This window comes from Streptomyces sp. NPDC126497 (assembly GCF_040302425.1).
GTDB lineage: Bacteria > Actinomycetota > Actinomycetes > Streptomycetales > Streptomycetaceae > Streptomyces.
This window is the reverse complement of record NZ_JBEORT010000054.1, coordinates 1-18,791: the sequence shown is the minus strand read 5'-3', so window position 1 is coordinate 18,791 and position 18,791 is coordinate 1. Positions and strand designations below refer to the sequence as shown.

Genomic DNA, 18,791 nt, shown 5'->3' with positions numbered 1-18,791 from the left:
GTCAATGCTTCTGACACAGAAAGTTTCTGTTGCCTCACACGACGTGTGTGCGGCCCTCCCGGGCGGCGGCGGTGGGTCCGCCGAAGGCGGAGACGGCCCGGGCGGTCGCGGCCTCGGCGGTGAGCGTGGGGCCGACGTGGGTGACGAGGAGTGCGCGCAGGCCCGCCCGCCGGGCGGTGTCACCGGCGTCCTCGGGGGACGGATGGACCCGTTCGCTTCCGCGATGCTCGCCGATGTCCGCCTCGCAGAGGAACAGGCCGGCGTCACGGGCGGGACCGGTGGGGGCGGGGCACGGTCCGCTGTCCCCGGCGCAGGCGAGGACCCGCTCCGCGCACGCGGCGCGCAGCCCGTGGGCCCCGACGTCCCGGCGTGCAGGTGGGAGACCCATATGGCGTCGAGCCGCGCCGGGTCCGTGTGCCGCCGCAACTCGGCGAACGTCCCGAACCCGGCGCCGACCCACACCTCGGCGCCCCCGCCGCGCAGGAGGCACCCGGAGCCGGGGCGGTGCGGGCCGGGGTGCGGGGAGGCGGCGCCGAGGACGGTGGGGGTGAGGGTCGTGCGGGGAGGCTACGAGGCGCTTTCCGGCCCTCGCGCGCGCTTTTGTGCGGGCCCCGTGGTCATACGGGCCCCGTGGTCATGCCGGGCTCGTGGTCATGCGGGCCCCGTCTTCGGTGGGTCTCGTCGTCACGTCGGCCGCGTCCAGCCCGGGTCCCGGCCGCTCAGCCCGATCGTCCGGTCCAGGAGCGGGGCGTCGGGCGGGACGGGGACGACGGGGCCGAAGATGCCGCCGCCCCTGTCGGGGTCCGCGGCGGCGGCCAGGAGGAAGTCGTACGACGCCCGCAGCGGGGCGGGGTCGGGCGCGTAGACCTGACCGGTCGCGCGGGCCAGGTCCCAGCCGTGGATCACCAGTTCGTCGGTGACGACGGCACCGGCGACCGCGCCCGGCAGGTCGACGCCGCCCGCGCGGGTCATGCCGGTCCAGGCCGCCGGGTCCCGCCAGACCTCGGCGAGCTCGTCGAGCACCTTGGGCAGTTCCTCGCGCCAACCGGGCCCGATGTCCGGCAGGGCGGCCTCCGGGCCGGTGTCGGTGGTGACGCCCAGTTCCTTGCGGCCCGCGTCCCGGAAGGCGACGGCCAGCCCGAGGAGGTGGCCCAGCACGTTCCGTACCGCGTACCGCGGACAGGGCGTCCCGTCCGCCAGTTGCTCGTCCGTGACGGCCTCGGCGAGGCGCGCCACGATCCGGGTCTGCGGTCCGAGGTCGAGGGTGGTGTCGGTCATCGGGCTGCTCCTCTTGACGGTGCCCCTGGAAGACAGACCGATCCCGACCACGGAACTCATCGTTCGGCCGTCCTGCTTCCAAGGCATCTGCCCGATCCTCACGGCGGGGCCTTAGCCCCACGATGAGCAGGCATGACGACGACATGGACGGCGGCCCGCGTGGTGCGGGACCGCAACGCCGGGCCCTACCTCGCCGGAGTGGTGGTCTCCGGCTTCGGCACCTCCGCGCTGTGGCTGGCCTCGAGCGTGTGGGTCAAGGACCTCACCGGCTCGGACGGCCTCGCGGCCCTGTGCCTGCTGGCGATGTGGGCGCCCACCCTCGCCGGCCCGTTGCTGGGCACGCTCGCCGACCGGTTCCGCCGCCGGCCGCTGCTGATCGCCGCGAGCCTGCTCATGGCGGTGCTCCTGCTCACCCTGTGCGCCGTCGACTCACCGCGCGGGCTGTGGCTGCTGTACGCGGTGCTGTTCGTGTACGGCGCGGCGGGCGTCGTCCACGACGCGGCCGAGTCGGCGCTGATCGCCACCGTCGTGGACCGCTCCCTGCTCGGCGACTTCAACGGTCTGCGGACGACCGCCGGCGAGGGCATGAAGCTGCTGGCCCCGCTGGCGGGCGCGGGCCTCTACGCGGCCTGTGGCGGGGCGGCCGTCGCCGTCCTGGACTCGGTCACCTTCCTGCTCGCCACAGTGGTGTACGCGTTCCTGCGGGTACGGGAGGACCGGCCGGCGCCCCCGACGGGCAGCCGCCGGGAGCGGGCGGCCGAGGGTGCCCGCCGTCTGTGGGCGCATCCGGTACTCCGCCCGCTGGTGCTGGCGGGCGGTGCCACGATGCTGTGCGCGGGCCTGAGCGGGGCCCTGGTCCACGCCGTGGTCGACGCCCTCGGCCACTCCCCCGCGTACGCCGGTGTGCTCTACGCCGTCCAGGGCGCGGGGTCGGTGGCGGTCGGCCTGCTCTCCGGTCCGGCCCTGCGCCGCCTCGGCGAACGGCGCTTCGCGGCGTACGGCATCGCCGTGCTGGCCGTCGCGGTGGCGCTGCGCGCGGTGCCGCACGACCCACTGGCGTGGATGTGCAGCGCGGCGATCGGCGCGGGCCTGCCCGCCGTACTGATCGCCACGCTGACCGCCGTGCAGCACCGGACCCCGGCCCCCCTGCTGGGCCGGGTCACCGCCACCGCCAACACCCTGGTGTACACGCCGAACGTGCTCGGCCTGGCGGCGGGCGCGGCCCTGGTCGAATTCTTCGACCACCGCCTGCGCCTGGCCGCCCTCGGCTGCGCCCTGACGGCGACGGCGGCAACACTCCTCACCCGCCGGCCGAACCCCACCCCGGCATGACACGACTGCGACCAACCGCGCCGGCGCAGCTGCGGGCAGTCGCGCCGCTGGGGCGGCACGGGTGGGCGCAGCGGCACTCCGCAGACGCCGGGCTGCGCAACACATCCCCGGGCCCAGCCCCCGCGCCGTCACGCCCCCGGCGCCTCAGAGCCCGGCCAGTGCCGACCGCACCGCTTCCAGGTCCCCGTCCGACGCCAGCCCCGCGTGGTACAGGCGCAGCTCCGTCGCCCCCAGGCGGCGGGCCTCCGCGGCGTCCGCCGCGAGGGTGGCGGGGCTGCCGCCCATGCCGGAGACGATGGTGAGGTTGGCGGCGAGGACGGTGTCCGCGCCGGCCTCCCGGGCGAACGGGGTCAGCAGGCCGGCGCCGCCGGTGCAGGGCACGACCACTCCGTCGGCGACGGAGAGGATGTGGGCCGGGTCGACGCCGGCGTTGGCGCCGCAGTGGTAGGAGACGGGGTCCGCGTGCAGCAGGACCTGGAAGCCCTCGGGAGCGGCCTGCCGTACGGCGGTGACCGCGGCCTCCTGGAGCGTGCGGGCCGTCTCGTCGCGCCAGGCGCGGGTGGCGTCCGCCGTCTCCTCGCCGAGGAGCTTCCCGACGCCCGCCCAGCCCCCGTCGGAGGGCGCCCCCCGCCACACCGGCTCCAGCGCGGCACGCACGGCGGCGGCGAGCTCGTCGGCGTCCAGCCCCCGGGCCCCGTAGCCCTCGCGGCAGGAGGCGCAGAAGCACAGGGACATCAGGTACTGCCCGGCGTCCCCGAGCCCGACCCCGGCGGTCTTGTCGTGGGCGTGCAGGTGGGCCAGCCCGTACCAGCCGAGGGACTCCAGCTCGGTGCCGCGCGCCCCGGGCCGGACCGCCGCCTCCGCCGCCAGGTCGGTCAGGTACGCGCGCGTGGCGGGCTGCGCGACGCACGGCGCCCAGGGGTAGCGGTCGCCGTAGGCGTTGACCACGGAGGTGTCCGGATGCTCCGCGCCGAGGCGGGAGTTGTGCGCCAGCACCACCCAGGTGTGCACCTCCAGGCCCGCGTCCGCGAGCGCTGCGGCCGCCTCGCCGAAGGCGTCACCGGGCGCCCAGTCCCCGGCCGGGTACGGGCGCGGGGTGCGGTCCGCCCAGCGCGCCCCCGGCGGGTAGAGCACGGCCGCGTGTTCGGCGGTGACGACGCGGTGGCGCGGGTGGCGCGGGGTCAGCGCGCGGGTGGAGTGGTAGGCGGAGGCGAGTGTCACCTGCGCCGTGCCGAGCGCGGCGATCCGCGCGGGTGCCTCCGGGTCCCCGTTGACGTCCCAGGGGTAGACGAACGCCGACGCCTTCACTTGTCCTCCTCAAGCAGCGCGTGTCCCCGCTCGATCAGCTGAGCGAGCTGCTTGACATGATCCCCGGCCGGTTCGTGCAGTGGTGGCCGCACCTCCCCCACGTCCAGGCCGCGCAGGCGCACGCCGGCCTTGACCAGGGAGACGGCGTAGCCGTGGCCCTGGGCGCGCAGTTCGACGAACGGCCGGTAGAAGCCGTCGATCAGGCGGTGCGCGGTGGCCGTGTCGCCGGTGCGGAAGGCGGTGTGGCAGGCGAGGGCGATCTCGGGGGCGAAGCAGAACACCGCGGACGAGTAGAGGGTGATGCCGATGCCGCCGTAGGCGGGCTGGGTCAGTTCGGCGGTGGGCAGCCCGTTGAAGTACAGGAAGTCGCCGGATCCTCCGGCGCGTACGGCGCTGACCGTCCGCTGCATCAGGTCGAGGTCGCCGAGGCCGTCCTTGAGGCCGATGATCCCCTCCGTGCGGGCCAGTTCCACGACGGCCTCGGGGGTGAGGACGGCGTTGTCGCGCTGGTAGACGATCACCGGCAGGGAGGTCGCGGCGGCCAGCTCCCGGTAGTGCCGCAGCAGTCCCTCCTGCGCGGCCCTGACCAGGTACGGCGGCATCGCGAGCAGCCCGTCGGCCCCCGCGCGCCCGGCGAGCCGGGCGTAGCGGACCGCGAGCGCGGTGCCGTAGCCGACGCCCGCGACGACCGGGACGCGCCCGTCGGCGGCCTCCACCGCGGCCGTCACGCACAGCTCGAACTCCTCCGGCGTCAGCGCGTGGAACTCACCGGTGCCGCAGCAGGCGAACACGGCGGCGGCGCCGGCCTCCACCCCGCGCCGCACATGGAGCCGGTAGGTGTCGAGGTCGACGGCGCCGTCGGGTCCGTAGGCGGTGACCGGGAAGAACAGCGGCCCGCTGGGGATGCCGAGTCGGGCGGCGAGAGGGGCTGAGGTCACAAGCTCTCCCTGGTCCATATTCCTGATTCACGTCCATATCCCTGAACATGCTCACGCTAAGACGCCCCGGGGACCGCGGTCAAGCGCCGCACGCCGCCACGTACCAGCGGATTCTTCCGTTCCACAGGAAGTCGCGGAATACTTGACGCGCCGCGCCCCGCCTCCTTAGCGTGTCCACGAATATGAATGCCGTGCGTCCATCTGTACGGGTGACACGGCCGGCGCTGCAAGGAGACCCGAGGATGCCCGCTCCCCGCACCGTTCTGCTCACCGGCGCCGCCGGCGGCCTCGGCACGCTGATGCGGGGCCTGCTCCCGGACTACGGCTACGACCTGCGCCTGCTCGACCTGCGCCCCGTCGACGGCGCGCCGGACGCGATCGTCGCGGACCTCGCCGACAAGGACGCGGTACGCGAGGCGGTCCGCGGAGTCGACGCGATCATCCACCTCGCGGGCATCTCCCTGGAGTCCTCGTTCGAGAAGATCCTCCGCGCCAACATCGAGGGCACGTACCACCTGTACGAGGCCGCCCGCGAGGAGGGCGTCGGCCGCGTCGTCTTCGCCTCCTCCAACCACGCCGTCGGCTACACCCCGCGCCCCCGGGGCGACGACCCCCTCATCCCGGTCGACACCCCGCGCCGCCCGGACACCTTCTACGGCCTGTCCAAGTGCTTCGGCGAGGACCTCGCCCAGCTCTACTGGGACAAGCACGGCCTGGAGACCGTCTCCGTGCGCATCGGCTCCTGCTTCCCCGAGCCGACCAGCGTGCGCATGCTCTCGGTGTGGATGAGCCCCGCCGACGGCGCCCGCCTCTTCCACGCCGCCCTGACCGCCGAGAACGTCGGCCACACCGTCGTCCACGGCTCCTCCGCCAACACCCGGCTGTGGTGGGACCTCACCTCCGCGCGGGCACTCGGCTACGACCCGCAGGACGACTCCGAGCCGTACGCCGCGAAGCTGATCGCCGAGCAGGGCGAGCTGGACCCGGACGACCCGGCACACGCCCGCCTGGGCGGACACTTCGTCACCGACCCGCCCGTCTGGCCGTACTGACGACACGGGTCCGGCGGAAAACCGACGCGTCCCACGGCGGGCGGGCACCGAACGGGCCCGCCCGCCGCCGCATACGGGCATCCGCGCTGCCCGCTCCCACCCGTTCCCCCGCGCCCTCCCAGGTCCGCGCCGGGTACGACGCGCGCCGAACGGGCACAACCGGGCAGGAACGGGCCCGCAACAGACCTGGTCAGCGGCGAAAGCCCGTTGTAGAACTTCCTGCACGGGCCCCACCGGGCCCGAACGGGCAGCGAGATCAGGAAGCGGGTGTCCGGCCATGGGCCACAGGACGGCCGAAGAGCGCCGGCGGGAGATCATACGGGTGGCGCGCACCACCGGCGCGGTCGACGTCAGCGCGCTCGCCGCCGAACTGGGCGTGGCCAAGGAGACCGTGCGGCGGGATCTGCGCGCCCTGGAGGACCACGGTCTGGTGCGCCGCACCCACGGCGGCGCCTACCCCGTGGAGAGCGCCGGCTTCGAGACGACGCTCGCCTTCCGCTCCACCAGCCACGTCCCCGAGAAGCGCAGGGTCGCGGCCGCCGCGGCCGGACTGCTCGGGGACGCCGAGACGGTCTTCGTCGACGAGGGCTTCACCCCGCAGCTCATCGCCGAGGCCCTGCCCGCCGGCCGGCCGCTCACCGTGGTCACCGCCTCCCTGCCGGTCGCGGGCGCGCTCGCGGAGACCGGCGCCGCGTCCGTCCTGCTGCTCGGCGGCCGGGTCCGCTCCGGGACCCTCGCCACCGTCGACCACTGGACGACGAAGATGCTCTCCGGTTTCGTCATCGACCTGGCGTTCATCGGCGCCAACGGGATCTCCCGCGAACACGGCCTGACCACGCCCGACCCCGCCGTCGGCGAGGTCAAGGCACAGGCCGTCCGGGCCGCCCGCCGGGTGGTGTTCGCCGGTGTCCACACCAAGTTCGGGGCGGTCGGCTTCTGCCGGTTCGCCGAGATCGGCGCGCTGGAGGCGATCGTCACGAGCACCCTGCTCCCGGCCGCCGAGGCCCATCGCTACTCCCTGCTCGGACCGCAGGTCATCCGGGTCTGAAGAAGGCCGTACCGGCACATCGGCACACCGCTCCACGCCGTTTCACCTCCCCCTCGGGCCGCGCCGTGCCGAGCGACGCCCGCAATCTCCCCATACGAGTGTCTTGTCGAGGAGTGATCCATGCGAACCCAGAGCCGACGGAGGCCGCCGCGAGCCGCACTCGCCGCGGTCACCGCAGGGACGCTGCTCGCCCCGCTGCTCTCCGGCTGCTGGGTCGGAGCGGGCGGGGCCGGATCCGGCGGTGACTCCGTCAGCGTCCTGATGGTCAACAACCCGCAGATGGTCGAGCTGCAGAAACTGACCGCCGACCACTTCACCAAGGACACCGGCATCAAGGTCAACTTCACCGTGCTGCCGGAGAACGACGTCCGCGACAAGATCAGCCAGGACTTCGCCAACCAGGCCGGCCAGTACGACGTGGCCACCCTGTCCAACTACGAGATCCCCATCTACGCCCGCAACGGCTGGCTGAAGGAGATGGACTCCTACGTCGCCGAGGACCCGGACTACGACCAGCAGGACGTCCTCGAACCGATGCGCCGGTCCCTCACCGGCGACGACGGCAAGCTCTACGGCCAGCCCTTCTACGGCGAGTCGTCCTTCCTGATGTACCGCAAGGACGTCTTCGACCGGGAGGGCCTGGAGATGCCCGCGAACCCCACCTGGCGGCAGGTCGCCGGCCTCGCCGCCGAACTCGACGGGGCCGAACCGGGCATGAAGGGCATCTGCCTGCGCGGACTGCCCGGCTGGGGCGAGGTCATGGCCCCGCTGACCACCGTGGTCAACACCTTCGGCGGCACCTGGTTCGACGAGGACTGGAACGCCGGGCTCGACTCCCCCGAGTGGCACGAGGCGACGAAGTTCTACGTCGACCTGGTCCGCGAGCACGGCGAGTCCGGCGCCCCGCAGGCCGGCTTCGCCGAGTGCCTCAACAACATGACCCAGGGCAAGGTCGCCATGTGGTACGACGCCACCTCCGCGGCCGGCTCCCTGGAGGCCGCCGGCTCCCCCGTCAAGGGCAAGGTCGGCTACGCCCCCGCCCCCGTCGAGAAGACCGAGTCCTCCGGCTGGCTCTACACCTGGGCCTGGGGCATCCAGCACGCCTCCCGCAACCCCGACAACGCCTGGAAGTTCGTCTCCTGGGCCTCCAGCAAGGAGTACGAACAGCTCGTCGGCGACGAGATCGGCTGGTCCAACATCCCGGCCGGCAAGCGCGCCTCCACCTACGACAACCCCGACTACCGCGCGGAGGCCGCCGCCTTCCAGGAGATGACCAAGAAGGCCATCGCCCGGGCCCGGCCCGACGACCCCGGCGTCCAGCCCCGCCCGGCGCCCGGCATCCAGTTCGTCGGCATCCCCGAGTTCACCGATCTCGGCACCAAGGTCTCCCAGGAGATCAGCGCGGCCATCGCCGGACGCCAGTCCGTCGAGTCGGCCCTGAGGAAGTCCCAGCAGCTCGCAGAAGAGATCGCCGAGGAGTACGAGGGACGATGACCGCCACGACCACGGCCCCCGTGGCCGCACCCGAGACACGCTCCGTGCCCCGCCGGCCCTCCCCCCGGCTCCGCGCCTGGGCCACCCGCGCCCCGCTGCTGCCCGCCCTGATCTTCATGATCGCGGTGACCCAGCTGCCCTTCGTGGCGACCCTGGTGATCTCCTTCTTCGACTGGAACTCCCTCTACCCCGACGCCCGCCACTTCGCCGGCTTCGAGAACTACCGGGAGGTGCTCACCGACGCCGCCCTGCGCAAGTCCGTCTGGACGACGATCCTGCTGACCGTGGCGGTCGTCCTGGCCAGCCTGGTCCTCGGACTGCTCCTCGCCCTCCTGCTGGACCGGAGGTTCCGCGGCCGGGGCATCGTGCGCACCCTGCTCATCGCCCCGTTCCTGGTGGTCCCGGTGGCGGCGGCCCTGCTGTGGAAGCACGTCCTCTACAACCCCGAGTACGGCCTCCTCAACGGCCTGCTGCACTACGTCGGCGGCCCCCAGCCCGACTGGATCTCGGGCACCCCGCTGCTCGCCGTCGAGGCCGCACTGGTGTGGCAGTGGACCCCGTTCATGATGCTGATCCTGCTCGCCGGACTGCAGAGCCGGGACCAGCAGCAGATCGAGGCCGCCCGCGTCGACGGGGCGGGCGACTGGCAGATCTTCGTCCACCTCACCCTGCCCCACCTGCGTCGCTACCTCGAACTGGGCGCCCTGCTCGGCTCGATCTACATCGTGCAGAACTTCGACGCGGTCTTCACCATCACCTCCGGCGGCCTGGGCACCGCCAACCTCCCCTACACCGTCTACCAGACCTTCTACCAGGCCCACGAGAACGGCCTCGCCTCGGCCGCCGGCGTCCTGGTCGTCATCGGCTCCCTCATCATCGCGACCTTCGCCCTGCGCGTGGTGTCGTCCCTGTTCCGCGAGGAGGTGTCCCGCGCATGAGCAGCATCGCCGTACGCACCCGCGGCCGGTCCCGCGGCGGAGCGGGTCTCGGCCTGGTCGCCTGGCTGGCCGGCATCGTGTTCTTCCTGCCCATCGCCTGGATGGCGCTGACGTCCTTCCACTCCGAGACGGACGCGGCCACCAACCCGCCGTCCTTCACCGCCGCCCTCACCCTCGACGGCTACCGCGAGTTCTTCGGGGCGGGCGGCGGCGCCGGCCCCTGGCCGGCGCTGGTCAACTCGGCGGTGGCGTCGATCGTGTCGACCCTGTTCGTCCTGGTCCTGGCGCTGCCCGCCGCGTACGCCCTCTCCATCCGCCCGGTGCGGAAGTGGACGGACGTCCTGTTCTTCTTCCTCTCCACCAAGATGCTGCCCGTGGTGGCCGGCCTGCTGCCGATCTACCTGTTCGCCAGGAACACCGGGATGCTCGACAACATCTGGCTGCTGGTCGTCCTCTACACCTCCATGAACCTGCCGATCGCGGTGTGGATGATGCAGTCCTTCCTGGCCGAGGTCCCGGTCGCGATCATCGAGGCGGCCCGGGTGGACGGCGCGAAACTGCCCACGATCCTGGCCCGGGTGGTCGCCCCGATCGCCCTCCCCGGCATCGCCGCCACCTCCCTCATCTGCTTCATCTTCAGCTGGAACGAACTGCTCTTCGCCCGGGTCCTGACGGGCGTGGTCGCCGAGACCGCCCCCGTCTTCCTGACCGGCTTCATCACCAGCCAGGGCCTTTTCCTGGCCAAGGTGTGCGCCGCGTCGCTCGTCATCTCCCTGCCGGTGCTCGCCGCGGGGTTCGCCGCCCAGGACAAACTCGTCCAGGGCCTGTCGTTGGGAGCCGTGAAATGAAGGCCGCCGTCATCGAGTCCGTGGGCAGGGCCGTCGTCGCCGAGGTCCCGGACCCGACGCCAGGGCCGCGCGACGTCGTCGTCGAGGTCGCCGCGTGCGGGCTGTGCGGCACGGACCTGCACATCCTCCAGGGCGAGTTCGCCCCGAAGCTGCCGATCGTGCCGGGGCACGAGTTCGCCGGCGAGGTGGTCGGCGTCGGCGCCCAGGTCACGGAGGTGTCGCCCGGCGACCGCGTCGCGGTGGACCCCTCCCTGTACTGCCACGAGTGCCGCCAGTGCCGTACCGGCCACAACAACCTCTGCGAACGCTGGGCGGCGATCGGCGTCACCACGGCGGGCGGCGCGGCCCAGTACGCGGTGGCCCCGGTGGCGAACTGCGTGAAGCTGCCGGAGCACGTGCGGACCCAGGACGCGGCGCTGATCGAGCCGCTGTCCTGCGCGGTGCGCGGCTACGACGTGCTCCGGTCGCGGCTCGGCGCCCACGTCCTGATCTACGGGTCGGGGACCATGGGCCTGATGATGCTGGAGCTGGCGAAGCGGACCGGTGCGGCGAGCGTGGACGTGGTGGACCCGAACCCGGCACGGCTGGAGACGGCACGGGGGCTGGGCGTCTCCGCGTCGGCGGCCACGCCGGACGAGCTGGACCGGCCCCAGGGGTGGGACCTCGTCATCGACGCGACGGGGAACGCGGCGGCGATCCAGGACGGGCTGGGGCGGGTGGCGAAGGCGGGGACGTTCCTGCAGTTCGGGGTCGCGGACTACGCGACGCGGGTGCAGATCGATCCGTACCGGATCTACAACCAGGAGATCACGATCACGGGGTCGATGGCCGTGCTGCACAGTTACGAGCGGGCGGCGGAGCTGTTCGCCGGGGGCGTCCTGGACCCGGACGTCTTCATCAGCGACCGCCTGCCCCTCGATCAGTACCCGCAGGCGCTGGAGCAGTTCGCGTCCGGCATCGGCAGGAAGATCGTGGTGGTGCCGTAGGGGTTCTCGCCCCCGCCGCCCCTTCCCCTCCCGAACCCGGGGGCGCTGCCCCCGGGGAAGGGGCGGCGGGGCGAGTGAGGCCCACCGGTCCGATCGGGCCGAGGTAAGGGAACGGCAAAACGCCCTCGCTCGTTCACCCGGCATGACCGCAATGACCCCCGGCTCGAACATCCCCCTCCCCGTCGCCCGCGTGACGGTGGACGTCTCCGCGCCCGTGCGGCTCGACGTTTCGGGCCTGCTGCTCACCGCCGACGGCAAGGTGCGCTCCGACGACGACTTCATCTTCTACAACCAGCCCGCCGGCCCCGGCGTGACCTACCGCTCCGGCGGCGGCACCGCCCCCGACGCCGTCACGGTCGACACCGCGGCCGTACCGCCCGGCATCGAGAAGATCGTCGTCACCGCGAGCCCCGACGCCGCCGGCCAGACCTTCCAGGGCATCGAGCCCACCGCCACCCTCCGCAACGCGGACGACGACGCGGTCCTGGCCACCTTCACCCCGCCGGGCCTCGGCTCCGAGACGGCGTTGGTGGTCGTCGAGATCTACCGGCGCAACGGCGCTTGGAAGGCCCGCGCCGTCGGCCAGGGCTACGCCAACGGCCTGGCCGGCATCGCCACCGACTTCGGCGTCACGGTCGAGGAGCCCACCGCCCCCGCCGCCCAGCCGGTCACTGCGCCGCCCGCCCCGCCGGTGTCCGCCCCGCAGGCGCCCCCCGTGCCCGCCGCCGCTCCCGCCGCGCCCCCGGCCCCGCCCGCCGCCGCCCCCGGCACCGGGAAGATCAACCTCGACAAGGGCCGGGTCAGCCTCCAGAAGAACCAGACCGTCTCCCTGATCAAGGGCGGCCGGCCGCTGCTCTCCCAGGTCAAGATGGGTCTCGGCTGGGAGCCGGCCTACCGCGGCAAGGACATCGACCTGGACGCCTCGGTCATCGCCTACGGCCCGCAGCGCAACCACATCGACAGCTGCTACTTCGGCAAGCTGCAGATCGTGAACGGCGCGATCCGCCACTCCGGCGACAACCTCACCGGCGAGGGCGGCGGGGACGACGAGGTGATCACCGTCGACCTCGGACGCCTGCCCCAGGAGGTCACCGGTCTGGTCTTCACCGTCAACTCCTTCTCCGGCCAGAAGTTCACCGAGGTGGCCAAGGCGTACTGCCGTCTGCTGGACGGCGCCACGGGCGAGGAACTGGTCCGCTTCGACCTCACGAGCGCCGAACCGCAGACGGGCGTGATGATGGCGAAGCTGATCCGCCAGTACTCCGGCGAGTGGGAGATGACCGCGATGGGCGACTTCGTGAAGTCCCGCACGGTACGGGGGATGGTGAAGCCGGCCGCCCAGGCGCTGTAGCCGCTCGGGCGGATCGCCGGGCGCCCCCGCCGCCGGGGGCGCCCGGACGACGGCTACGCCCGCAGCCCCTCCATCAACAGCCCGAGGTAGCGGCGGATCTGCGTGCCCTCCCCGCCCGCCAGCTCCGACGCCGTCGCGACGCCGTGGGCCAGCCGCAGCAGGTCGACGGCCTCGACGTCGCGCCGCAGCGCACCCGCCTCCCGCGCCGCCCCGGCCAGCCGGTCCACCGCGCCCTTCAGCGGATCGCAGCACTCCGTGCCGCCGTCCCCGACGGCGGCGCCCAGCAGGACCCGCAGCCCCCGGATCCGGAGCATCCCGGCGCCCAGTTCGTTCAGCCACTCCACCAGCGCCTCGCCCGGCGGCAGCCGCCCGGCCAGTTCGCCGGCCCGCTCCGCGATCGACTCGATGCGGTCGACGTAGGCGGCCTCCAGCAGCGCCTGGCGCGTCGGGAAGTGCCGGTAGAGCGTGCCGGAGCCGACGCCCGCCCGCTTGGCGATGTCGTCGAGCGAGGCACCCTCGCCGTGCGCGGCGAACGCCTCCACCGCGGCCTCGATCAGCAGCCCGCGATTGCGGCGGGCGTCCGCGCGCATGGACCTGACCTGCGCCATCAGCCACTCCTCACCCCCGGGAACCCTCCCCCACCCTATCGAGCGGGAGGCGGGGAGAGCCCCGGTTCCGGACAGCCCCTCACGCGGCCCACGGCCAGTCGGCGTCCCGGCCGGCCTCCAGCAGCGGAACCATCCGGAAGGCCGCGTCGGAGGGACCGCCGAAGGTGTGCCGGTTCGCGGTGCCCGACGGGCCGTGGCCCGCGCGGTGTCCGGCGAGGTTCCAGGTGTGGACCGGTACCTCGGCCGGGACCTGCTCGGTCAGGTCGCCGTGGTGGCTGTGGGCGTACTGCTCGTCGGTGACGATCAGCACGCGGTCGTGCCGCGCGCAGTGGCGGCGCACCGCCCTGGTGGTGGGGGAACTGCCGCGACCGCGTAATCAGCGGCGCTTCTGCCGCTTCCAGGGCCCGGTGATGGCGAGCATGATGCCGGGTTCCTGGATGTTGGCGTAGAGGGTCCTGCCGTCGGGCGAGAAGGTCACGCCGGTGAATTCGCTGAACTCCGGCTCGTCCTCGGTGCCGATGTTCAGTTCGTTGCGGGCGATGGGGTAGGTGCGTCCGCTGTCGGTGGCGCCGAACAGGTGCTGGGCGCCCTCGCCGTCCTCGGCGATGATCAGGCCGCCGTACGGGGAGACGGTGATGTTGTCGGGGCCGTCGAAGGCGCCGTCCCCCGCCGGGTCCCGGTCGGCGCCGAGCAGGACCTTCAGGGTCAGCGTGCGGCGCCGGGGGTCGTAGAACCAGACCTGGCCGTCGTGCCGCACGGGGCTCCCCTCGCGGGCGTACGAGGAGACGATGTACGCCCCGCCGTCCCCCCACCACATGCCCTCCAGCTTGCGGGCGCGGGTGACCTCGCCGGCCCCGAACTGCTCGCGCACGTCGACGGTCCGCGCGTCGCGGTCGGGCACGTCCACCCAGTCGACGCCGTACACCGTGCCGGTCCTCGTGGCGCGGGAGAGGTCGTCGACGTACCGGCCGCCGGAGTCGTAGCACCTGGGCGCCTGGAGGACGCCGGCGTCGTCGGCGAGGGTGCGGAACCTGCCGGGGCCGTGGCGGAAGCCCTCCGGCGGGGTCCAGCGGTAGAACAGGCCGTTGGGCTCGTCGGCGTCCTCGGTGAGGTAGGCGTGGCCGCGCCTGGAGTCGATGACGACGGCCTCGTGGTCGTACCGCCCGAAGAACTTCAGCGGCCTGGGGTCGCGGTTGGCTCGCCGGTCGGCGGGGTCGACCTCGAAGACGTAGCCGTGGTCCTTGGTCATGCCGTTCTGGCCGGCCCGGTCGGAGTTCTCCTCGCAGGTGAGCCAGGTGCCCCAGGGCGTGCTGCCGCCCGCGCAGTTGTTGGCGGTGCCGGCGATGCCGACCCATTCGGCGACGCTGCCGTCGCGGCGCACCTCGACGACCGTGCAGCCACCGGGCGCGGCCGGGTCGTAGACCAGGCCCTCGGTGAGCGGGACCGGGAACTCGACCTCGTCGCGCGGGCCGTCCATCTCGTGGTTGTTGACCAGGAGGGTGCTGCCGCGAGGTCCGGGGAAGGCGGCGGTGCCGTCGTGGTCGGCGGGCGTGAACTCCCCCGACTCCAGCCGGGTCCTGCCGGCGTGGGTGAGCACGCGGTAGGTGAACCCGGCGGGCAGGGCGAGGAGTCCGGCCGGGTCCGCGACGAGCGGCCCGTACCCGACCCCGCCGTGCCGCCCGGCCGCTTCCCCGGCCCCTTCGTCCGCGCTCTCGGTGTCGGTGGCCGCGAGGGCGTGGGGCGCGGAGGCGAGGGCGGTCACACTGCCCGCCAGCGCGACACCGGCGATCGCGGACGTCCTGGTGAAGTCCCTGCGGGTGAGCGACATGCTGTCTCCTGTGACGTGGCTGGACCGTGGAGGGTGGCGAACGCCGTGCACCCGCCACGCTCCCGCCCATGCCTGAACGCCGGTTGAACACCGGGGGTCACGGTGGTTCTCTCTTCCGTGAGCCGCCCGGACCCCGCACGGCACCGGGCGCGGGGCCCGCCCCGCGTCAGGCGTCCCGCGCGGCCACCGACGCGCTCGGGTTCCCTCGTCCCCCGCCGCGGGTCACGCGCGCACGAGAGGGACGGCGCTCAGCTCCCGTGCTGCGAACGCGCCTTGAACGCCGCCTTCCGCGCTTCCTTGGCGACCTTCTTGTCGGGGTGCAGCCGCCCCATGGCCTCCAGGACGTCCGCGGTGGCCGGGTGCTCCACCCGCCAGGCCGTGTCGAAGAATCCGCTGTGCTGCCGTGCGAGTCCCTCCACCAGGGAGCGCAGTTCCTCGGAGTTGCCCTCGGCGGCGAGCTGGGCGGCGACCGTGTCGATGGTCAGCCAGAAGATCAGGGCCTCGGACGGCGGCGGCACGTCGGTCGCGCCGTGCTCGGCCAGCCACACCCGGGCCAGCCCGCCGAGTTCGGGATCGTCCAGCACCTCCCGCAGCGCGGGCTCCGCCGCCGCGCCGACCAGCGACAGTGCCTGCTGGCACCGCAGCCGCCGCAGCGGCGCGCCCTCGTCGGCCCCGCGCGCCGCCGCCAGCAGCTCGCGTGCGGCCTCCAGCGGATCGCGCCGGCCCAGCCACTGCTCGGTCTCCGCGTGGGCGGCGGCCGGCGGGAAGACGGCCGTGCCGTCGAGCAGCGCGTCCGCGCCCTTGTCCACGAGGTCGCCCACGGCCGGCGCCCCGAACCCGGCCTCCAGCAGCCGGGCGCGCAGTCCGTACAGCCCGAGCGGGGTCAGCCGCACCATGCCGTACCGGGAGACGTCGGTCTCGTCGACCGGTGCGGCGGGTTCCTCGTCGGTGTCGGCCATCAGCGCCTCGTCCACCGGCCGGTACTCCACGAGTCCGACCGGCTCCAGCATCCGGAACTGGTCGTCCAGCCGCATCATGGCGTCGGACACCTGCTCCAGGACGTCGTTGGTGGGCTCGGTCATGTCACCGGGCACGATCACCGACGCGGCCAGCGCGGGCAGCGGCACCATCGCCCCGTCGGCGTCCTCCCCGCCCACGGTCAGCAGGTAGAGGTTGCCGAGCACCCCGTCCAGGAACTCCGCCTCGGCCTCCGGATCCCAGTCCAGCGCGTCGAGGTCGATCTCCCCGGACCCCTCGCCCCCGGCGATGGCGTCGACCAGCCCGTCCAGGTCGGGCACGCTCGCGTCGCCGAGCACCGTCTCCAGGGCCGCGAGCCACACCCCGAGCACGTCCTGCGGCGAACCGCCGGTGAGCAGCGCCAGACCGTCCCCCGCGGCGACGGTCCCCTGCGCCTCGTCCACCACCTCGACGAGCCCGGCGTCCACGGCGACGCGCCAGGCCTCACTGGCGTCGGCCGCGGCGTCCTCCCCGGTCAGGCCCAACTCCGCGGCGGCCGCCGGAAGCTGCTCGTCGACGAGCCCGGCACCGGCGTCGACCCTGGTGTCCGGCCCCGCCCAGCGGGCGAGCCGGGCGGCCCGGGAGAGCAGGGGGGTGGACAGGGCGTCGCGCGCCAGCTCCGCTTCGGGACGCAGCCGCGCAGGCGGCAGGATGGAGCTGTCTGACATCGGCTGTTTCTCTCCTAGGGCCGTTGACCACTCGGCCGCTCAGCCTAGACGGATTTCCACCCATGCCGCCCGCTTCATCTCCCCTTCAGCGGCCGTACATGGCCGAAACCTTGACAAGGGACCGGGCCTGACAGGAGATTGACGCGCGTAGAAGAGGGTGGGTCACACGTCCCCGGAGGGAATCCGTTGCCGAGAAAGTCCGCGCGTCTCGCCGCGCTCACCGTCGCCGCCGCATGTTCCGCGGCGTCCACCGTCGTCCTCACCGCGCCCGCGCACGCCGACACGGTGCGCATCCACGACGTCCAGGGCGACACCCGCACCTCGCCGCTGGCCGGCCGGCAGGTCACCGACGTGACGGGCATCGTCACCGGCGTCCGCGCCTACGGCTCGTCCCGCGGCTTCTGGATCCAGGACCCCGCCCCGGACGCCGATCCGGCCACCAGCGAGGGCGTCTTCGTCTTCACGAGCTCCACCCCCAAGGGCGTCGCGGTGGGCGACGCCGTCACGGTCTCCGGCACCGTCTCGGAGTACGTCCCGGGAGGCACCTCCTCGGGCAACCAGTCCCTGACGCAGATAACCCGCCCCGCCTTCACGGTCACCTCGAGCGGCAATCCGCTCCCGGCCGCCACCACCCTCGACGCGCGTTCCGTCCCCGCCGCGTACGCCCCCGCGGGCGACCCGGCGGCGAACGGCTCGATCAATGCGCTGCCCCTGCGCCCCGCGAAGTACGCCCTGGACCTGTACGAGTCCCTGGAGGGCATGAACGTCCGGGTCCGCGACACCCGGGTGGTGGGCGCCACCGACCCGTACACCGAGCTGTGGGTGACGGTGGAACCGCACGAGCACCCCAGCCGGCGGGGCGGCACGGTCTACGGCTCCTACGACGCCCAGAACACCGGCCGCCTGCAGATCCAGTCGCTGGGCAAGGCGTCCGACTTCCCCGACGCGAACGTCGGCGACACCCTCGCCGGCACCACCGAGGGCCCGCTGGACTACAACCAGTTCGGCGGCTACACCCTGGTGGCCAACGAGCTGGGCACCCTGGAGTCCGCGGACCTCCGGCGCGAGGCGACCCGCGGACAGCGCTCCGCCGAGCTGGCCGTCGCCACCTACAACGTCGAGAACCTCGACCCCTCCGACGACACCTTCGCCGCGCACGCCGCCGCGATCGTGAACCACCTCAGGTCCCCCGACATCGTGTCCCTGGAGGAGATCCAGGACAACAACGGCGCCACCGACGACGGCACGGTCGCCGCCGACCTGACGATGGCCAAGCTGATCGACGCCATCGAGGCGGCGGGCGGCCCCCGCTACGACTGGCGCGCCGTCGACCCCGCCGACAAGCAGGACGGCGGCGAACCGGGCGGCAACATCCGCCAGGCCTTCCTGTTCAACCCGGCCCGGGTCTCGTTCACCGACCGGCCGGGCGGCGACGCCACCACCGCCACCGGCGTCACGAAGATCCGCGGCAAGGCGGCCCTGACGCTCTCCCCCGGCCGGATCGACCCGGCCTCCGAGGCCTTCGCCAACAGCCGCAAGCCGCTCGCCGGCGAGTTCACCTTCCGGGGCCGTACGGTCATCGTCATCGCCAACCACTTCGCCTCGAAGGGCGGTGACCAGGGCCTGACCTCCCACTACCAGCCACCGTCCCGCGGCTCGGAGACCCAGCGCCACCTCCAGGCCGAGGCGGTCCACGACTTCGCGGCGAGGATCCTCAAGACCGAGAAGAACGCCGACGTGGTGGCCCTGGGCGACCTGAACGACTTCGAGTTCTCCAGGACCGCCGAGATCCTCGAGGGCGGGGGCACCCTCTGGTCGGCGATCAAGTCCCTTCCCCGGTCCGAGCGCTACTCCTACGTCTACCAGGGCAACAGCCAGGCCCTGGACCACATCCTGATCAGCCCGTCCATCCGCCGCCACGGCCGGTTCGACTACGACAGCGTGCACATCAACGCGGAGTTCCACGACCAGATCAGCGACCACGACCCGCAGGTGCTGCGCTTCCGGCCGTAGCACCGCGGCGAGGCCGCCCGAGGCGGTGAGGGGGCGGGGCGGTCACCCGCCCCGCCCCCGCACCGCGACGCGGCCCGGGCGCCC

General features: G+C 73.3%; 15 protein-coding genes and 2 pseudogenes. 9 read left to right on the top strand and 8 right to left on the bottom strand.

The features are described from left to right. Positions 1-34: 34 nt before the first annotated feature. Positions 35-552, bottom strand: a pseudogene (locus ABTY20_RS21880) (MBL fold metallo-hydrolase); the annotation flags it as partial. Positions 553-684: 132 nt separating this feature from the next. Next, positions 685-1,278 carry a TIGR03086 family metal-binding protein gene (locus ABTY20_RS21875; protein ID WP_351998688.1) on the bottom strand — a complete coding sequence of 198 codons (594 nt, stop codon included), beginning with the start codon at positions 1,276-1,278 and terminating at the stop codon, positions 685-687. Positions 1,279-1,410: 132 nt separating this feature from the next. Between ABTY20_RS21875 and ABTY20_RS21870 the strand changes: the two genes are divergently transcribed. Next, positions 1,411-2,610 carry an MFS transporter gene (locus tag ABTY20_RS21870; protein ID WP_351998687.1) on the top strand — a complete coding sequence of 400 codons (1,200 nt, stop codon included), beginning with the start codon at positions 1,411-1,413 and terminating at the stop codon, positions 2,608-2,610. Positions 2,611-2,754: 144 nt separating this feature from the next. On the opposite strand, the gene ABTY20_RS21865 is transcribed toward ABTY20_RS21870, so the two are convergent. Beyond that, entirely contained in the window at positions 2,755-3,918 is a 1,164-nt protein-coding gene (locus ABTY20_RS21865; RefSeq protein ID WP_351998686.1) for a hypothetical protein, read from the bottom strand. Next, on the bottom strand, positions 3,915-4,874 hold the full coding sequence (locus tag ABTY20_RS21860) for a 5-dehydro-4-deoxyglucarate dehydratase (protein ID WP_351998685.1): 960 nt from the start codon (positions 4,872-4,874) through the stop codon (positions 3,915-3,917). Before ABTY20_RS21860 ends, ABTY20_RS21865 begins: the two co-directional genes overlap by 4 nt. 224 nt (positions 4,875-5,098) lie before the next feature. Here ABTY20_RS21860 and ABTY20_RS21855 point away from each other — a divergent pair, with 224 nt between their 5' ends. From ABTY20_RS21855 to ABTY20_RS21825, 7 genes are all read left to right on the top strand, one after another. After that, a complete protein-coding gene (locus ABTY20_RS21855) occupies positions 5,099-5,908 on the top strand; it encodes an NAD-dependent epimerase/dehydratase family protein (RefSeq protein ID WP_351998684.1) in 810 nt (269 codons plus the stop codon). Between the two features lie 277 nt (positions 5,909-6,185). After that, positions 6,186-6,956 (top strand): DeoR/GlpR family DNA-binding transcription regulator, encoded by a 771-nt coding sequence (locus ABTY20_RS21850; protein ID WP_351998683.1) that lies wholly within the window; start codon positions 6,186-6,188, stop codon positions 6,954-6,956. 120 nt (positions 6,957-7,076) lie between these two features. Further along, positions 7,077-8,450, top strand: a complete 1,374-nt coding sequence (locus ABTY20_RS21845; protein WP_351998682.1) for an ABC transporter substrate-binding protein — start codon at positions 7,077-7,079, stop codon at positions 8,448-8,450. Then, positions 8,447-9,388 carry a carbohydrate ABC transporter permease gene (locus ABTY20_RS21840; RefSeq protein WP_351998681.1) on the top strand — a complete coding sequence of 314 codons (942 nt, stop codon included), beginning with the start codon at positions 8,447-8,449 and terminating at the stop codon, positions 9,386-9,388. The genes ABTY20_RS21845 and ABTY20_RS21840 overlap by 4 nt, the downstream gene beginning before the upstream one ends. Further along, the gene (locus ABTY20_RS21835; protein ID WP_351998680.1) at positions 9,385-10,236 is read left to right on the top strand and encodes a carbohydrate ABC transporter permease; all 852 of its coding nucleotides are present in this window, start codon (positions 9,385-9,387) and stop codon (positions 10,234-10,236) included. Before ABTY20_RS21840 ends, ABTY20_RS21835 begins: the two co-directional genes overlap by 4 nt. Further along, complete coding sequence (locus ABTY20_RS21830; RefSeq protein ID WP_351998679.1) at positions 10,233-11,222, top strand: zinc-dependent alcohol dehydrogenase family protein; 990 nt, start codon at positions 10,233-10,235, stop codon at positions 11,220-11,222. The genes ABTY20_RS21835 and ABTY20_RS21830 overlap by 4 nt, the downstream gene beginning before the upstream one ends. A 151-nt stretch (positions 11,223-11,373) precedes the next feature. After that, positions 11,374-12,573: a TerD family protein gene (locus tag ABTY20_RS21825; RefSeq protein WP_351998711.1), complete on the top strand. Its 1,200-nt coding sequence runs from the start codon at positions 11,374-11,376 to the stop codon at positions 12,571-12,573. Between the two features lie 53 nt (positions 12,574-12,626). Here the strand turns inward: ABTY20_RS21825 and ABTY20_RS21820 are convergent, their stop codons facing one another. From ABTY20_RS21820 to ABTY20_RS21805, 4 genes and pseudogenes are all read right to left on the bottom strand, one after another. Continuing rightward, positions 12,627-13,181 (bottom strand): TetR/AcrR family transcriptional regulator, encoded by a 555-nt coding sequence (locus ABTY20_RS21820; RefSeq protein ID WP_351998678.1) that lies wholly within the window; start codon positions 13,179-13,181, stop codon positions 12,627-12,629. A gap of 79 nt (positions 13,182-13,260) precedes the next feature. Further along, positions 13,261-13,545: pseudogene (locus ABTY20_RS21815) on the bottom strand (TROVE domain-containing protein); the annotation flags it as partial. A gap of 12 nt (positions 13,546-13,557) precedes the next feature. Next, positions 13,558-15,009: an alkaline phosphatase PhoX gene (locus tag ABTY20_RS21810; RefSeq protein ID WP_351998677.1), complete on the bottom strand. Its 1,452-nt coding sequence runs from the start codon at positions 15,007-15,009 to the stop codon at positions 13,558-13,560. Between the two features lie 248 nt (positions 15,010-15,257). After that, positions 15,258-16,694 (bottom strand): hypothetical protein, encoded by a 1,437-nt coding sequence (locus ABTY20_RS21805; protein WP_351998676.1) that lies wholly within the window; start codon positions 16,692-16,694, stop codon positions 15,258-15,260. Positions 16,695-16,880: 186 nt separating this feature from the next. On the opposite strand from ABTY20_RS21805, the gene ABTY20_RS21800 reads away from it, so the two are divergent. Next, positions 16,881-18,707 (top strand): DUF8508 domain-containing protein, encoded by a 1,827-nt coding sequence (locus ABTY20_RS21800; RefSeq protein WP_351998675.1) that lies wholly within the window; start codon positions 16,881-16,883, stop codon positions 18,705-18,707. Positions 18,708-18,791 lie beyond the last annotated feature (84 nt).